Raw genomic sequence first — 17480 nt, 5'->3', positions numbered from 1 at the left:
AACCCAATAAGTAGATATCTTAGAATATCGGAAATACAGGTACAAAAAAGCCGCAGAATATGCGGCTTTAATAATACAAATGGATGTTATTTTGAGCAGTTATCTAGGATTTTTGCTCCGCGTGTTGTTCTTCGATTATGTCTTCTTCAACATCTTGAACTGCTTTCATCAACAACAAACCAACTAAGAAGACGATGAATCCACATAGAATAAACACCATTCGACCCCAAAGTTCGTTTGGTAGTGCACACATCGCCATCACACCAATACCAGCAATTGCAATTAAGCGACCTAGCATTTCACGTTGACGATTGTCTAAGTGCTGCTGCTCTGAGCTCTCGCTAACGATCGGCGTTGCAAGGTTGTTGAAGAACTTATCAACATTTTGCTGACGCTCTGCACTTAGTGGCTTGTAGAACAAGGTACTAAGCATGAAGAAGCCGCCAGTTAAGCTGATATGCGCGATTAGGCCGATAGCAACTTTAAGATCACTCCACTCACGTCCAGTTAGCTCTTGCTCTAAACCAAAGACATTTTGGACCATTTGAGCATCGATAACAAAACCGACGAAGTAAGAAACACCCGCGCCAACCACTAAGGTACCCCAACCTGCCCAATCAGGGGTTTTCTTAATAAAGAAACCAAGGAAAGCTGGAATAGTCATTGGGAAGCCAATCAAGGCACCAACATACATCATGGTGTCGAATAAACTTAATCCTTTCAGCGAGTTGATAAACATTGCCACAAGGATAATAACGATACCAAAGAAGGTTGAGGTTAGTTTTGAAACCAAAACCAATTCTTTTTCGTCAGCTTTTGGACGTAAAATCGGCTCGTAGAAGTTCTTAACAAAAATTCCTGAGTTACGGTTTAGACCTGAATCCATAGACGACATTGTTGCGGCAAACATTGCTGCAACAAGTAGCCCTACCATGCCCGCTGGCATATAGATTTCAACAAATGATAAGTAGGCAAAGTCAGCTGCCTTTTTTCCCGCTTCTGGGTACATCATTGCTAAATCAATGCCCTGACCAGCCATAAACCAGCTAGGAAGGAACCAAATGAATGGACCCATGGTCATTAGTACGCAAGCTAGTAGCGCTGCTTTACGTGCATTCTTGGAATCTTTTGCTGCTAAATAGCGATACGAATTTAGCATGTTATTGGTGATGCTAAATTGCTTGATGAAGATGAACACGCCCCATAACGCAAATATGCTGACATAGTTGATGTTGCCGCCAACTAAAAAGTCGTTCGGGAATTGTTCAACAATGTTAGATATACCACCGCCTTTAACCAAAGCAACCACGGCACAAGTAACGGTAACCGCCATGATGATGACCATTTGCATAAAGTCAGAGGCAATAACAGCCCATGAGCCACCTGTAACTGACATCAGCAAAACCACTAGCCCGGTAGCTAGGATGGTGGTGTTCATGTCGAAACCGAAAATACCTGATGCGATTATCGCCAAACCGTTGAGCCAAATACCAGCTGAAATAACACTGTTGGGCATACTCGACCAAGTAAAGACTTGCTCGTTGGTTTTACCAAAGCGCATCCGGATTGCTTCAATGACGGTAACTACGCGCAATTGGCGGAACTTAGGAGCGAAGTAGGCATAGTTCATGAAGTAGCCAAACGCATTGGCAATAAAGATAAAGGCTACAGCAAAACCATCATTAAACGCTTTACCAGCGGCACCGGTAAATGTCCAAGCGGAGAACTGAGTCATGAATGCAGTTGCACCCACCATCCACCACAACATTTTACCGCCCCCACGGAAGTAGTCGCTGGTATTAGTTGTGAATTTTCTGAACATCCAACCGATGGCGATAAGAAATAGAAAATATATTCCTATCGTGAGTGTGTTTAGATCCATGTAAACGATTCCTATTATGTTGATACAAAATTAACTTACGCGCACTATAAGTATTAGTATTATAGTTTTGTATTACTAATATAAGAAAATGCTAACTAGATCTCACTCATTTACTTTTCTTGGGAAAAATGAGGCTTATAGGTGTTCAGGATAATGCGCATAGCTGAATATTATGATATGCCAAACCTCGACTTGATTTTGAAGCGTGTCTAACAGACACTAAGTTTACTAACTATCAATAGGTTACCGTATGCAAAGCAAGGAACGGCTTAACAACGGTCTAAACGGCTCGATGGGAGCTGCACGCAAGGCTCAAGAATTACATCCTCGAGAGAATGACCCGCGCAGCCCTTGGCAGCGCGATAGGGCTAGAATTTTACATTCGGCTGCGTTTCGTCGACTGCAAAATAAAACCCAAGTGCTAGGGGTCGGTCACAATGATTTCTATCGCACTCGGCTAACTCATTCGCTTGAAGTTTCACAAATTGGAACCGGAATTCTCGGTCAGCTGGCCCAGAGGCAACCCGAGCTTGAGTTTCTATATCCAGAACCGGCATTGATTGAAAGTGCGTGTTTGTCCCACGATATTGGACATCCCCCTTTCGGCCACGGCGGCGAAGTTGCGCTAAATTATATGATGCGTGATCACGGCGGTTTTGAAGGAAACGCACAAACCTTTCGAATTTTGACACGTTTGGAACCCTATACGCGTACAGATGGTATGAATTTGTGCCGCAGAACCTTGCTTTCGATCATGAAGTACCCGGCCTTGATTGGCCAACTAAGTAACTATAATTCACCACAAATTCCGGATAATTTTCGACAACTCAAGGTCTCCGACTGGACACCTGCTAAAGGGGTCTATGATGATGATATGGAGCTTTATAACTGGTGCTTAGATAGTTTTAGCGACCATGATAGAACCCACATCAGCTCTTTCATTTCGCGTGAAAAATATCACCATAAAACCAAGTACAAAAGCTTTGACTGCTCGATTATGGAATTGGCTGATGACATTGCCTATGGGGTACATGATTTAGAAGATGCTATCGTCTTAGGATTAGTGAGTCGTCACGATTGGCAGGAACAAGTTGCGTCGGTTATCGCTGATATTAAAGATTGTTGGTTAGCAAATCACATTGGTGAACTGAGTCAGCAATTGTTTAGTCAGCACCACTACGATCAAAAAAATGCCATCGGAATGCTTGTGAACGCCTTTATCACGGCAATTGGGGTTGAGCGTTACCACAGTTGCGAGGACGAATTGTTAGACCACTATGCTCAATTAGATGAACCGATGCAAAAAGCCCTCGATGCCTTGAAGCGTTTTGTGCTCAATTATGTGATTCATTTGCCCACAACTGAAATTGTTCGCTATAAGGGACAACAAATCGTTATGGAATTGTTTCAAGCCTTTAGTAGTGATCCGGAACGTCTGTTACCAATAAATACTCGCAAACGGTTTATAGACGCTCAAAAAACCGGTGGGGAACAGCGTGTTATAGCGGATTATATTGCAGGAATGACAGACGATTATGCCCAACGCTTGTATCAAAACATGTTCTAGGTACTAACGAGCCTTTAAGGCTCGCTAATACCTTTGAGAAACAAACGCTTTTAAATAAGCGCACTTAAATCAAGCTGGCCATCTATTTGTGCGGGGCACCAATAATAGCTTCCGTTTACTGGGCGACTAAATTGATAGAGTCCATCTTCAATACCGTCGTCACAACCCATCATACGCTGTAACTGCGCTTCAAATGGATAAAACGAATTAGCGAAACAAACAAAATTCAAACCGCAATCGCGGCCTTCGCTCCAAGGTAATGAACGACGTAGCATGAACGCTTCAGGGCTAAATTGCTCTTGAGCTGTGCGTTTGACATGTGCTGATTTTGGCGCATCGTCTAGTTCAAGATTATCACTTTCACGTCGTCCAATAACATGGTCTTGTTCTGTTTGCGTCTTAGCTTTTAACACCGAAAGTTGATGATGCCACTTTTGAACCGCAAGAAAAGTAGACCCATAAACCCCAGGTTGCTGCTTATCGACCATTACCACAGAGCGGGCTCGATCTTCCGGATTCTCGGTTCCGTCGACATAACCGCTTAAATCACGACCTTCACGGTGCATATAACCATCGACTTGCTCAACGAGAATACAATGGGGACTTAGCGCATCTAACATCGCTTGGGACTTAAGCATACATTGACCAGGATCGATTGCATTTACCCGCAACCAAAAATCGTGTTGTAACACTGGATTGCTGCGAAGAGGTCCTTGGAAAACCCGCGCACTCGAAAGACCGGGTATATGCTTACCTAACATGTTGACGACATCATAGCCAATGCCTAGAACCATTGATTCGCCGTCAAAGAAATCGGCGATCACGCGTAAACACTTTTTTATATCGGCTTGAGCGCGCAAATTAAAACTATAAAAAGTGGCGTGCGCTATGTTTGCAGCCAAAACTTGGGTTTGTACATTGGCGCGAGATTCAAGATTTGCCATACGGATCCTATTGGTAACGTTTGGTTATAGTGTATGAGGCATTTACTAACTTTTAAATGATCCTAGACAAAATATATTGATAGCAATCAGTATCCTTTTTATAAATATACTTCACAATGCTCGGCCAAGCTTAGTAACTACGCGCTTTAACGACAACAGGTCTATGCGAATGCCAAACTCTACAATCACCAAACGAATGAGCATTGTTGCTTTGACGTGGCCAATTTTCATCGAAACCGCACTGCGCATGGGGCTAAGTACCGCTGACATTTTCATGCTCAGCGCTTATTCGGATAAGGCTGTTGCGGCGGTTGGATTAATCACCCAAGTGATGTTTCTGCTGATCATCATGTCAATGATGGTAAGTACCGGCGCCGGAATTCTAATCAGCCAATACAATGGGGCGGAAAAGCCAGCGCGCGCCAGTGAAGTGTCTGTCGTTGCAATCTATATGACCTTGGCACTTGGTGTGTTTTTAGGTGCAGTAATGTACTTCGGTGCAGACTTGTTTTTGTCCTGGTTTGAATTAGAACCAGCTGTCAGCCAATTTGGATTTGATTACTTGGTAGTTACCGGAAGCTGCGCTTTAAGCTTAGCGATGGGTGTTACTTTATCGACTATATTGCGAGCCAATGGTTACTCTCGCTCACCAATGGTGGTTAATCTAATCGCTGGTGGCATCAACATTATAGGCAACTACTTTGCCTTATTCGGTCCATTTGGTTTGCCTATCTATGGTGTGACTGGCGTTGCCATTGCAACCGTGTTTAGCCAGGTGTTCTCGGCCGCTGTATTAGGCTGGGTTATCTACCGTAAAGGCATTCATGTACCTTTACATCGCGTTGCACAAATACCCAAACATATGTACTTTCGTGTTTTTCGTATCGGCGCATTAAACGCAGGTGAAATGCTGTCCTATAATTTGGCTCAAATGACCATCATCTACTTTATCAGTCAAATGGGTACCGCCTCTCTTACGGCATACACCTACGCGCAGAATATTGGACGTCTCACCTTCACTTTCTCTTTAGCGCTTGGACAAGGTACTCAAATTCAAACGGGTTATTATGTTGGTAAATCTTGGCTCAACGAGATTTCTGTGCGAGTACAACGATACTTCTTCATCGGCTTTGCGGTATCACTTACCATCGTGCTGCTTTTTGTTTGGCAACGATTCAATATCGCGCAACTGTTTACCGATAATGCCGAAATAGTTGAGTTAACCGCCTTACTGCTTGTAGGTTCAGTTTTCTTAGAAACAGGGCGGGTCTTCAATCTAGTATTTATCTCGGGTCTAAAAGGAGCCGGTGATGTAGCATATCCCGTCAAAGTAGGTTTAATTTGTATGTGGGGCGTTGGAGTCGGCTTGGCTTGGTTTCTTGGGTTACACCTTGGCTGGGGCGTTATTGGAGCTTGGTTAGCCATTGGGGCAGATGAATGGGTACGGGGTTTAATCATGACCAAACGTTGGCGAAGCGGCGAATGGCGTAAGTTCGCATTTACTGGACTATCGTAAGCAAAAAACCGTAGCGAATACTACGGTTTTTTATACTAACGAGATTTAAAATGAGGCATGTTTAATCAAGTACAAACCGCGCAACCAACGCATTTAATTGGGAGTTCGTATCCGTTAACTTTTCAGTACTCTTAACCGTTTGCTGGCTATTACCTTCTAAGTTGTGTGCCATCTGTTGAATCGCATTCATGTTCTGATTAATTTCGTTACTCACATGGCTTTGCTGTTCAGCAGCCGTAGCAATGTGTTCACTAATCTCACTTATTTTTCCTATCGAGGTGCTGACAGTATCAAGTGATAGCGTTACATTTGCAGTTTTCTCAGCAGTCAATTTGCAGCTCTCTTTTGTGGTTTGCATACCTTTGACGACAGAATTACTTCCTTGCTCTAAACGACCCAGCATTTCGCTAATTTGAGTTGTACTTTCCTGAGTGCGTGCCGCTAAGGCTCTTACTTCATCGGCAACCACCGCAAAACCGCGACCTTGTTCTCCTGCCCTAGCTGCTTCAATAGCTGCGTTTAATGCTAGTAAGTTGGTTTGCTCTGCAATACCTCCGATAACACTTAGTATGGACGCAATTTGCTCTACGTCTTCCACCATGGTTTGCACTGACGTCGACATAGCGTCAACTTCCCCTACTAGTTTTTCAACACTACCAACCGCTTCATGGACAACTTGTCGGCTTTGCTCTGCACCTCCGTCAGCACTTTGGGTAAGTTGCGCTGCACCATTGGCATTCTCAGCAACAGAATCGGCCGTTACACTCATTTCTGTAATTGCTGTTACGGCTTGCTCGGTTTCTAACTGATGGTTACCAATCATCTCGCGATTGGTATTGGCTTGTAATTGAAGAGCCTCAATGCCCTGTGTTATTTCATGATTAGATCGTTGAATTTTAAGTAGCATTGCCTGAATGCCCTCAACAAAAGTATTAATACCTTGTGAGATCTGACCTATATCATCATTACTGTTGACTTCGAGTCGACGGGTTAAATCAGCTTCACCACTGGCAAGTTCAAGAACCAATTTTTTTAAAGCTGTAATAGGTTGATAAGCTAAATTAATAAAGAAAGTTCCAAACAAAACAATCAACACACCACTTACGAGCAGTGCTATTGTTATTTTATTGTTTAGGTCGCTCGTGTGTTGCTGAATAAAAGCATTATCAACATAGCCAATCAAACTCCAAACTTGATCGGCAAATTCGATTTCATACTCGTAAGCGCTTAAATCCCCATCGACTTTGTTACTAAACACAATCGAGTTCTCACTATCCAACAATTCGATAAAACTACCTTCACTGTTGAGTAAATCTAAACGGTTTTGGATAACGCCAAGATCTATTTCAAAAATGTCGTGTCCACCCATTCCGCTTGCCGGACGAATGATCGAAAACAATGATTTACCGTCTTTTTGATAAACTGGGCTGATTTGCATTTGCTCGCCTGCAGCATTTGCCATATCACTAAAAATTTGTTCTTGCTCGGCGCTTAAATTCTCATAGCTCGGTGCAAACACCGATCCTGAGAATACTTTAACGATGCTGTAGAAACCCGTTTCTTCAACCACGCTTGGAATATTACTAAGGCTAATCTTAAGGCTTGATGCCATACGGATAGTTGAATCAAGTTCTGATTGAATCTGATTAGAAATAAGAACTATTTTTTCATTAATGTTTTTAGTATCACTATCTGATAATTCTTGTTTTACGAAGTACTGAACACTGAGATATGACGTTGCTATGGAAATGACAAGTAATAAAGTAATGACCGCAAATATTTTGGTCTTAAACGCAATTGATTTCATTAAAGTTACCGCCTATTAGTACAGGTTCCATTTGTAGTGAATAGAATACGAAGTAACATAGTAACTAGCGATAAGTGTTTCGATTAGTAAATATTCAATAAAGTGTGAAGTGAATGATATTTATATATGAGAAAGCCCACTTAGCGATAAAGTGGGCCCAAACGTCTCATGTATTTAAGCTTAGGCTTAATTATTAAAGCTTAATTCCTAGAGCTTCAAGATCTTGCATAACAACTTTTGATGGCAATGGAATATAACCGTCTTTAGCTACAATTTCTTGACCACTGCGCGAAAGAACCATTTTCAAAAATTCACGGTCCATCGGAGCTAGCTCTTTGTTTGGGTGCTTATTTACATAAACATATAGGAATCGAGATAGAGGATATTTACCTGCAGCGGCGTTATCTAGCGACGCTTCAACATAGTCAGTTCCTTTTTTTGCTAAAGCAACTGCACGCACACCAGAGGTCTTATAACCGATACCTGAGTATCCAATAGCATTGAGTGAGGATGACACTGACTGTACAACTGAAGCCGAGCCAGGTTGCTCATTAACTGTGTTCTTAAAGTCACCTTTACACAAGGCTTTATCTTTAAAGTAACCGTAAGTGCCTGAAACTGAGTTACGACCAAATAACTGAATGTCTTTGTCAGCCCAGCTATCACTAAGACCGACATCTGCCCAACGAACAGCCTGTGAGTCTTCGCCACACTTAAGAGTTGTTGAGAAAATTGCATCAACTTGAGCCAAGCTCAAACCTTCAATTGGATTGTCTTTGTGCACAAACACAGCTAAAGCATCGATAGCAACGCGCACTGGAGTAGGTTTGTAACCATATTTCTTTTCAAAAGCTTCAATCTCTTTCGACTTCATCATACGGCTCATAGGTCCAAACTGAGAGGTACCTTCGGTCAAAGCAGGAGGAGCAGTTGATGAGCCAGCAGCTTGAATTTGAACATTAACGTTAGGATATTCACGCTTAAATTCTTCAGCCCATAAGGTCATCATGTTGGCTAAAGTATCAGAACCTACTGATGATAGGTTGCCAGATACACCGGTAGTTTTTGTGTACTCTGGTAGGTTTGGATCTAGGCCAGCAGCCATTACTGAAGTAGCAGCCATGGTCGCGGTCAATGCTAAAGCGCTAACAAGTTTATTCAAAGTCATCATTGTCTCCATTCGGACTCTCATTGCTCACAACCCTAATTGGTTGGAATGAGCTCATCATAGAGTTCTAATGTGACACTATTATTTCAACAGCAGTCTTTTTTGATGACACCAAGGGTAGCGACTTATATTACGACGCTTAGGTAAACGGTAGGGCTCTACTCAATCAACCAACATAAAACATTTTTAAGCTGCGTTTAGCGAGTTTGGATAGTCACATCATTGCGCTCAAAGATCACAATGTTTACACCATTTTCCAACGCAACTGCTCAGTCACTCTGAACCGCTTTGACGGGTATCCCTTCATGTAGACAAAAATAAAAACCATCAAGGCTTAACTAGCAGTCTTTACATATCAAATTCAAAGAACAAACTCGACTGTATTATATTATAATAACTTTTATTATTTAGAGTATGAGTTGGGCAAATAATGAAAAAAATACTATGTTTTGGAGACTCAAACACGTGGGGTTGTTCTCCAGATTTACCCCGTCGTTACAACGAACATGAACGCTGGACAATGTTACTTCAGACACGGCTAAGGTCTAACTACCGCATCATAGAAGAAGGTCAAAATAGTCGTACAACCGTTTTAGACGATCCATACGAACCAGGTAAGAATGGTTTAGATTACTTACTGCCTTGCCTTGAAAGTCACCATCCCGACCTAGTTGTGATCCTTCTTGGAACCAATGACCTTAAATCTAGATTTAATCTAACTGCAAGCGACATTTCTAAAGGGGCAGCGCGATTAGTCAAAGTCGTACAAGGCTTTAAGCATGACTTTATGCCCAAACCAGCGAAAGTGTTGTTGGTATCACCTGCTCTTGTCCTAGAGATCGATCCATTAAAAGAAGGTTTTGAACAAGCAGAACAAAAGTCTAAACAATTAGCTCATTTCTACGGACTACGGGCAAAGGAACTTGGCTGCCATTTTCTAAATGCGGCAGATTTTATCAAACCATGTGAACGTGAGGGCATACATTGGCAAGTTGACCAACACGTTAAATTTGCGGATAAATTGGCCGAGTTAATCCCAGAGATCCTTGCTTAACCAGAAGTAAGCATTGCTATTATCTAGACGAGGTACCGAAGTTAGTACCACAGATGAACTTCAGGTAACTTGTGGTAGAAATTGTTGCCACAAGACTACCTTTTTGAACACAATAAGTTCGGCAAAAAGTGAGGTAAGTTTAACGCCAAACAACATGATGAAATAGTCAGTTTTTAGTCGGCTTTTCGCCTAGCTTTACCTTGGTACATATCCAGGTCTGCGACATGCAACAGGCTATCAAATGACTCTCCATCTTCTGGATAACAACTTAATCCTATACTAGCTGAAACAGCAATAGTTTTAGACTCAAGAAGGAATGGTCTTTCGATTTCCAGTTGTAAACGAGAAATCAATTGGTCAATCTCGTCTCGAGGGCTGTGACCAGAGAGTAGAATTACGAACTCATCACCACCAATTCGCGACAATAAATCTGCACTACGTAAGAATTTTCTAACGCGCTCGGCGAACGAAATAAGTAATTTATCACCCATCGAATGACCATAGAGATCGTTTACCGGCTTAAATCGATTAAGATCCAAATAGAGTAGATAGAAGTTTTCACTACGCAGTCTCGCTTCGTAAATTCTAGCTTTCACACAATCAAGCAACATACGTCTATTGGGCAGTTGAGTTAAACCATCATGCAGCGCTAAATACTCGATCTCAGTTTTCGCCAATTCTATTTCATCTTTCTCTTGCTGAAGACTGTCTCGTAGCTCCAACAATTGCGCATGGCTAATACCATTTCGAATAGCAATACTTAAATAGTCTGAAATACTATTGAGTATGCTTATTACATTTTCTTGTTGGAAGACCCCTTCATGGCTACTTTGCAACGTTAAGACCCCAAGACGCTCATCGGCGATACTCAAAGGCATATAAATACCCGACTTCATCTTAACCTTCGCATCACCTTGCATGACTGTATTCACGAAGTCTGTGCTATCAACCAGCATAACTTTTTGGGTTTTAAAACACTTAACATTAAGACTGGTTTTTTCGTTTAGTGGGATCTGGAAACGTTCCATCTTTTCGTCAAATTCAATTGCATGCTCAAAGTCCAAGCAATCTTGGTTGACATCATACAAACCGATGGCGACAGCATCGACTTCAACAGCATCTTTCATTGATTGGTAGAAGCGACTGACTATTTCGGGCAAATCGAGACTTGATGCTAATTGGCGACCAATTTTCTCGATCATTAACAGACCCCGATGCAGGGTTTCCAACTTCAAGCGCATTTTACGTTCGCTCTGCGCTTCTCGCTCCAATCTACTCACTTTTTCTTGGGCATGGTGTAGCAACAGTTGTTGTTGTGCTTCAGCACCACTCATGCTTTCTTTGGCTTTATTGACGAGCAGTATATTGTCAAGAGCCAGCTTGTATTCACCAATTTGGGAATAGCAATCGCTCAGTTCCTGCTGTATCCGGATTAAGGGTACCAATTGTTGAACAGCCCCGCTATCACCCAAAGAACGTTCAAAAGTGTCAATAGCAGCGCTTACATTATTATTGGCTAAGTGCAGTAAACCTTGCTCAAACGCAGCATAGTGGTAGTGGCTACCCACACTGTCAGCTTTAAAGTTACGAACGATTTCATCAAGCTCTTGTTGAGCAAGTTGATATTTACCACTTAAACGATTTAGACGACTTAGCCCTATTAATGCAGTACAGCTGGCGAAATCGCTATTCGCATGTCTAGCGTACTCTAGACTTTTAGTATAGTGCTCTAGCGCTGCAGAAAATTTCCCTTCGAGAAGATATACATCTGCTGTTAGGCTCTGATAAATACTTAAATTGTCTTCATCAGCGCCATAATGCGTAATTAGACGGTCTAATTCTTTAAGAGTTTCTTTAGAAGAACCTAGGTTTTCTAGCTCGGTATAAATAAGTAGAATATTGAGATATACGGGCACGCTTTGCTTTTGAAAACCTTCAGTTTTACAGTGGCTCAACGCTTCATTGAATGCTGTTATCGCGGATTGAAACAGACTCACCTCGGCGTACGAACTGCCTAAGCCGTTATAAGCTTTAATCAATAAAGAAAGATTATCCAAGCCATGGTACAAATCGATACACTGTAAAAAAAAGTTACTCGCATCTTTTGGCCTAGCGCTATACATTTCGCACCAACCAAGGTGCAAGTTGCACTCGGCTTGCTTGCCTATACTAAGACCATCTGAAGCCAATAGATCTTCGATAATAAGGCGAGATGATTCTGGACTGGTTTGCATAACATCCCAGCTTTCATTTAACATTTGTCTCGCATCGAGTTGTGAAACTCTTTCTGATGACACTTAAATCCCCATTGATAGATTTGTTAGGCTAAATCCAATAAGCTTGTTTTACAGTAAACACTTAATTATACATTGCTATAGCAATAACGATCTCATTTTAAAGTCACAATTTCACCGCAGTAATTAATCCTAAGCTGCAGATTCAGTGTTACACGAAGAATAGAGTCGAGTTAAATGGTTAGACTTAGCCTTGCAGAGCTTTAGTTCTGTACATTTGAATATCAGCTGCATGTAACAAACGGTCGAAAGAATGTCCGTCCTGTGGATAGGTGCTTACGCCAATACTCGCAGATATACTCAAATTGATTTCGTCAATTAAGAAAGGCTGTTCGATTTCATGGTTTAGTCGCGCCAAGAGTTCGCTAATCCCACGATCGGTACTTTGACCAGTCACCAATACGACAAATTCATCGCCTCCGATTCTAGCTAGTAGATCCGCACTGCGTAAAAAATTTCGTACTCGCTGTGAAAACGCAATCAACAGTTGATCACCAACTGAGTGACCATAAGTATCATTAACCGGCTTAAACTCATTTAGATCGAGGTATAACAAATAAAAGTTTTCGTTTCGTAATCGGGCCTCAAAGATCCGAGCCTTAACACAATCAATCAACATTCGGCGATTCGGTAAAGAAGTTAAACCGTCATGTAAGGCTTGATACTCGACCTCGGACTTAGCTATTTCAATTTGGTCCTTCTCAACGAGCAACTTATCCTTCATCTGTTTTAACTGGGCATGACTAAGACCATTGCGAACAGCTATACATAGGTAGTCTGAGACACTTTTAAGCACATTAATAACGGCTGAATCCTGAAATATTCCATCAACAGTGCTTTGCAGGGTTAATACCCCAATTTTGTCCTGAGCAATATTTAAAGGGATATAGATCCCTGAAAGCATCTGTTTTTCGGTATTTCCTATTGTCTCAGCTTTGGAAAAGGTCTTAGCGTCTGCAACCAGCATACCTTGCGTCAAAAAGCATTCAGCATTGAGACTCATAGGGTCATCAATAGCTATCTGAAACGGTTCCATATAGCGGTCGAACTCGATGGCAAAATCAAATTCTAGGGAGTTTTCCAGTTCGTTGAAGGTTCCTATGGCAACGGCATCAACGCCTAGTTCATGCTTCATCGAGCGGTAAAAATGCCGCACAATTTCTGAAAGATCTAAACTCGAAGACAGATCACGGCCAATTTTTTCTATTAAGGTGAGACGTTGATGGAGCTCTTCGAGTTCAAGGCGCATTTTCCTCTCACTTTTAGCTTCTTGCTGTAAGCGTTGAAAGTTCTCGTTTGCTTGGTACAAAATGAGCTGTTGTTGTGCTTCCGAGCCTGCGATTTGCTCTTTGGATTTAAAAACCAAATGTAAACTTGAGAATGCTGACTCATAGTCACCTTGCATGGCATAGAAGTCACTGAGCTTTTCTTGGGCCTTTATCACCGGAAGTAGTTTAAGACTGCCTTGCTCTTGGGCTATAGTTTTTTCTAAGAGCTTTATAGCGCCATCAACATCTTTGTCGCCACATAACAATAAGGCTTGTTCTATGCTTAAATAATAAAAGGAGTTACCGGCACTTCTGAGATCAAAATCTGTTTGTAATTGATCTAAGATTTGTCGGGCAATTTGAGTGTTACCTTGTAATCGAGCAACACGACACATTCCAAGCTTAGCATCAAACGTTGCGAACTGACTCTCACTTTGCTCAGCGTAAGCTAGCCCTTCGCAATAAAATGATTGAGCCCGCTCTAGCTCAGATTCAAGTAAACAAATATCGCCTTTTAAAATCTGTTCAATACAGGTGTTTTCAGGTGAAGTTCCAAATGCTGAAATTAATCGCTCAATTTCGCAAACAGTTTGTTTAGCAGCGACTAGATCTTCGATTTCGACATAGATTGTAAGAACGTTTAAATGCGTTGGAATGCTTTGCTTTCGTTGCGCTTCGCTTTGGCAATAGGCTAGGGCTTGATTAAAAGCAACAATAGCAGCCTTGAATAAGCCTTGCTCTGTATATGAACTGCCTAAGCCGTTATAAGCCTTAATTAAGATTGATACTTCCTTGATATCGAACTCTAGTTCTATACAGTTCAAAAAATGTTGACTTGCTTGTTGTGCTTGTCCGGAATAAAGATCACACCAACCTAAATGCATATAGCATTCACCCTTTCGAATATCACTGAGGGTGTCTTCACGAAGTAGCGACTGAATGATTGTGCGCGCAATGGCTGGGTCGGAGACCATCACGTCCCAACTTTTGGACAACGATTCTTCAATAAGCTGCTCGTGCTTATCTAGTATAGACATTTAACTTCCTATTCTGAGCATAATCAGGCGAAGCAACTTACGTAATCAGTGTTCAGGTCAGTTGGGACTTCAGCTTTAGTTCTCGGCTAGTTCTTGCGTACTCTCTGACTTTTGTTGTTCAAGTTCTAAGATGAAACGATACGCCGCATAATATTTAAAATTGTTAGCCACATACTTCACGGTTTCTTGACCAATGATCTGAGCGGTTGCCAGTTCAACATTACCAAACCATTTAGTTGGATCTAATCCCAGCTCTTCAGTTTTTTTCAAAATAGTTTTTAGGCGACCAGGGCCGGCATTATATATAGCCCAGTTGAATGCTAGCTGCTCGTTTGGTGCAAGTTCATAATCAGATAGATGATACTCTCTTAACCAAGACATGTATTTAGCGCCAGCCTTAATATTTTGATCGACGTTGCTTAAATCCTTGATTCCCATCTCAGCACCGGTAGATGGCAGTAACTGCATAACCCCAACCGCACCTCGGTCACTGACCAAGTCATTATTTAAACCCGATTCTTGATAAGCCTGTGCAACTAACACTAAGGGATCAAAGTTGTATTGCTGTGCATACTTTTCAAAAATAGGCATTAAGCGATTAAGTCGATCGCGCTCGCTACTGCTAATCGCCTTTTTTACCCAAGAAGTACTTTCATAGTAACGCTTAATTAGCATATTACCGAGCAACGATCCCGGCTTCACTTCCGACTGAATGAAGGCTTCTATTTTCTCTTTAAGCTCGATTGACTCCTGGCGAACAGCCCAACCTAGACTATTGCCCTTGCTCAGAAAAATATCGGGGTGTAATTGAATATTTGGTAATACTTTTTGCCACAGTTCTGCTTTGTAGCTATCGATGACCGTAAAATCAATAATGCCTTCGTTAACGAACTCTAGTAAATCCTCAGAAGCAAACTCGGAATCTCCTTCCCTCATTTTTATTTTGTCAAAAGACCAGAAACCGAGATCCTTGTTAACACGTTCAATATTCTCCGCGTAACTACTGTTCTTGAGAACCACAATTTCTTTTCCTTTAAGGCTATCCCAAGTTGTGACTTCTGTATTAGAGGAATGGCTTACAAGTATTTCGTCGACATCATTAATTAGTCCTGGGATCAACGAAACCAATTTCGCTCGTTCCGGCGTCGGACTTAAAAACGCAGCCGCAATGTCTCCCCGACCATCTTGCAAGGCTGGGATAAGTTGATCAAAAGTTACTGGAATATACTTAATTCTAACTCTGTCTCGAGTTGCTTTACCTTTATTAATAAATGTTTCAAAGTGACCAAGCAACTCTACTTGCAGACCCGTCATATGGCCTTGATCCATGAAAAAATCGGCGCGACCAAAAACCACTAATGCTCTGATCATTTGCCGCTCTTCCATTTGAGCATAATCGCCAAAAGAGGGCTGAGTTATAAAGTCTGGAAGTAGCGGGTCTTCTATCTCGAGTTCAGAACTGTCATTACCTTGCACGTAGCGGCTACCGAGCAAAGCCATTATTAAAAGCAAGCCCAAACCAAGAGTCCAAAAAACTGTTTTATTCCTAAGCATGATTACATCCATTTAATAGCTAACTTGACTCTACTGTTTTTTGCTTATAAATCAAACATGTTTCTGTGAAGAGGGAAGTGCGCAGCAAAGCTGCTGTAAGTTACAAGGGCGCTACTGCGTAGCTGCAAGTGTAAAGCAAGAGAAGTTAATAGTGTGCAGCAAGGCTGCTGCAAGTTACAAGGGCGCTACTGCGTAGCTGCAAGTGTAAAGCAAGAGAAGTGAAAAGTGCGCAGCAAGGCTGCTGCAAGTTACAAGGGCGCTACTGCGTGCTGAAAGTGTAAAGTAACATACAAGGTACATCTTAAGTCATTCTAGAACAGGGGCAAATATTCAGCTCGTTTTCTGAGATAAATGTTTAGGAAGATATCAACTGGACGCTGAACGACCAGCTTCATCACCGAGCTTAGGAATCTCACTTATGATACTTAACGGCTACTTTCACAGTGAGCATGGGTATTCGAGAAGCCTAGCTTCGAGCCTTGCGAGCGGGTTCTTCGTGTATTTAGAGCCTGCGCAGGCGATATGGGGATTTCGAGAAGCATTGCTTCGAGCCCATTGAGCTGGCCGAGCTCTGCGAGTCCCTGAAGGGTTATAAAAAATACCCAGTAACGAATCCTCGATGCTAAAGGTTTTCTAACCGCGGAGAGCTTTCACACCTATGTGAGCTTGTCATGTGGGTTTCTGCGCTGCCAACAGGGATGTCGGTAGTAGAGCAATGCAGGAGCATATTGCCGAGTTGCTGAAACAAAAAAAGCCCATCCGTTAGGATGGGCTTTCTCGTTTTAATAAGAGCCTAGCAGTGACCTACTTTCACATGGGGAAACCCCACACTATCATCGGCGCAATTGCGTTTCACTTCTGAGTTCGGCATGGGATCAGGTGGGGCCACAATGCTATGGCCGCTAGGCAAAAACTGTTTTCATTCTCTTGGAATGAAAAGACAAGTTGTTAAAACTTATCTTTAAATTTGGAGCCTGGCAGTGAACAGGTGCGCATCATAGATGCTTCCGCTACGGCCTGAGCAAGAATACTTGCTCCTGGCGACCTTCGCCCTACTTTCACGTAGGACTCTCAACTAGTTGTAACATTAACCGAAGAAACTAATCGAGTTTAAATTTGGAGCCTGGCAGTGACCTACTTTCACATGGGGAAACCCCACACTATCATCGGCGCAATTGCGTTTCACTTCTGAGTTCGGCATGGGATCAGGTGGGGCCACAATGCTATGGCCGCCAGGCAAAAAACGTGTTGTCTTAAAAAGTCTGGAAAAATCTGAAAAAGGCTCAAGGCTTGAGTTAAACAAGCGTTCTTATATTCTAAAACTAAGGCAATTCTACAACCCTACTCAGGGTTGTATGGTTAAGCCTCACGGGTCATTAGTACAGGTTA

10 protein-coding genes and 2 rRNA genes are annotated in these 17480 nt (G+C 42.1%); 3 read left to right on the top strand and 9 right to left on the bottom strand.

What is annotated here, in order from left to right; genetic code table 11:
* Positions 1 to 103 precede the first annotated feature (103 nt).
* Complete coding sequence (locus DBZ36_RS10905; RefSeq protein WP_120354992.1) at positions 104 to 1882, bottom strand: sodium:solute symporter family protein; 1779 nt, start codon at positions 1880 to 1882, stop codon at positions 104 to 106.
* Positions 1883 to 2132: 250 nt separating this feature from the next.
* Between DBZ36_RS10905 and DBZ36_RS10900 the strand changes: the two genes are divergently transcribed.
* The gene (locus DBZ36_RS10900) at positions 2133 to 3449 is read left to right on the top strand and encodes an anti-phage deoxyguanosine triphosphatase (protein ID WP_407641486.1); all 1317 of its coding nucleotides are present in this window, start codon (positions 2133 to 2135) and stop codon (positions 3447 to 3449) included.
* 50 nt (positions 3450 to 3499) lie between these two features.
* On the opposite strand, the gene DBZ36_RS10895 is transcribed toward DBZ36_RS10900, so the two are convergent.
* Complete coding sequence (locus DBZ36_RS10895) at positions 3500 to 4393, bottom strand: Dyp-type peroxidase (protein ID WP_120354991.1); 894 nt, start codon at positions 4391 to 4393, stop codon at positions 3500 to 3502.
* A 169-nt stretch (positions 4394 to 4562) separates the two neighbouring features.
* On the opposite strand from DBZ36_RS10895, the gene DBZ36_RS10890 reads away from it, so the two are divergent.
* Complete coding sequence (locus DBZ36_RS10890; protein WP_233558126.1) at positions 4563 to 5909, top strand: MATE family efflux transporter; 1347 nt, start codon at positions 4563 to 4565, stop codon at positions 5907 to 5909.
* A 61-nt stretch (positions 5910 to 5970) separates the two neighbouring features.
* Here the strand turns inward: DBZ36_RS10890 and DBZ36_RS10885 are convergent, their stop codons facing one another.
* Positions 5971 to 7716, bottom strand: a complete 1746-nt coding sequence (locus DBZ36_RS10885; RefSeq protein WP_120354989.1) for a methyl-accepting chemotaxis protein — start codon at positions 7714 to 7716, stop codon at positions 5971 to 5973.
* A gap of 193 nt (positions 7717 to 7909) precedes the next feature.
* On the bottom strand, positions 7910 to 8884 hold the full coding sequence (locus DBZ36_RS10880) for a PstS family phosphate ABC transporter substrate-binding protein (RefSeq protein WP_120354988.1): 975 nt from the start codon (positions 8882 to 8884) through the stop codon (positions 7910 to 7912).
* A gap of 430 nt (positions 8885 to 9314) precedes the next feature.
* Here DBZ36_RS10880 and DBZ36_RS10875 point away from each other — a divergent pair, with 430 nt between their 5' ends.
* A complete protein-coding gene (locus DBZ36_RS10875) occupies positions 9315 to 9938 on the top strand; it encodes an SGNH/GDSL hydrolase family protein (protein ID WP_120354987.1) in 624 nt (207 codons plus the stop codon).
* 173 nt (positions 9939 to 10111) lie between these two features.
* Here the strand turns inward: DBZ36_RS10875 and DBZ36_RS10870 are convergent, their stop codons facing one another.
* The 5 genes from DBZ36_RS10870 to rrf (DBZ36_RS10850) form a co-directional block, all read right to left on the bottom strand.
* Positions 10112 to 12235, bottom strand: coding sequence for a sensor domain-containing diguanylate cyclase (locus DBZ36_RS10870; protein WP_147395020.1), 2124 nt, complete (start codon positions 12233 to 12235; stop codon positions 10112 to 10114).
* Positions 12236 to 12419: 184 nt separating this feature from the next.
* Positions 12420 to 14537, bottom strand: coding sequence for a diguanylate cyclase domain-containing protein (locus DBZ36_RS10865; RefSeq protein ID WP_120354985.1), 2118 nt, complete (start codon positions 14535 to 14537; stop codon positions 12420 to 12422).
* Between the two features lie 75 nt (positions 14538 to 14612).
* Positions 14613 to 16091, bottom strand: a complete 1479-nt coding sequence (locus DBZ36_RS10860; RefSeq protein ID WP_158589079.1) for an MltF family protein — start codon at positions 16089 to 16091, stop codon at positions 14613 to 14615.
* A 791-nt stretch (positions 16092 to 16882) separates the two neighbouring features.
* Positions 16883 to 16998, bottom strand: a 5S ribosomal RNA gene (gene rrf, locus DBZ36_RS10855).
* 214 nt (positions 16999 to 17212) lie between these two features.
* A 5S ribosomal RNA gene (rrf, locus tag DBZ36_RS10850) occupies positions 17213 to 17328 on the bottom strand.
* Between the last annotated feature and the right edge of the window lie 152 nt (positions 17329 to 17480).

Origin of the sequence: Alginatibacterium sediminis, from assembly GCF_003610775.1 — a bacterium.
Taxonomy (GTDB): Bacteria; Pseudomonadota; Gammaproteobacteria; order Enterobacterales; family Celerinatantimonadaceae; genus Alginatibacterium; species Alginatibacterium sediminis.
Note: the sequence above shows the minus strand (reverse complement) of the source record. Positions and strands in the feature narration are given on the sequence as shown.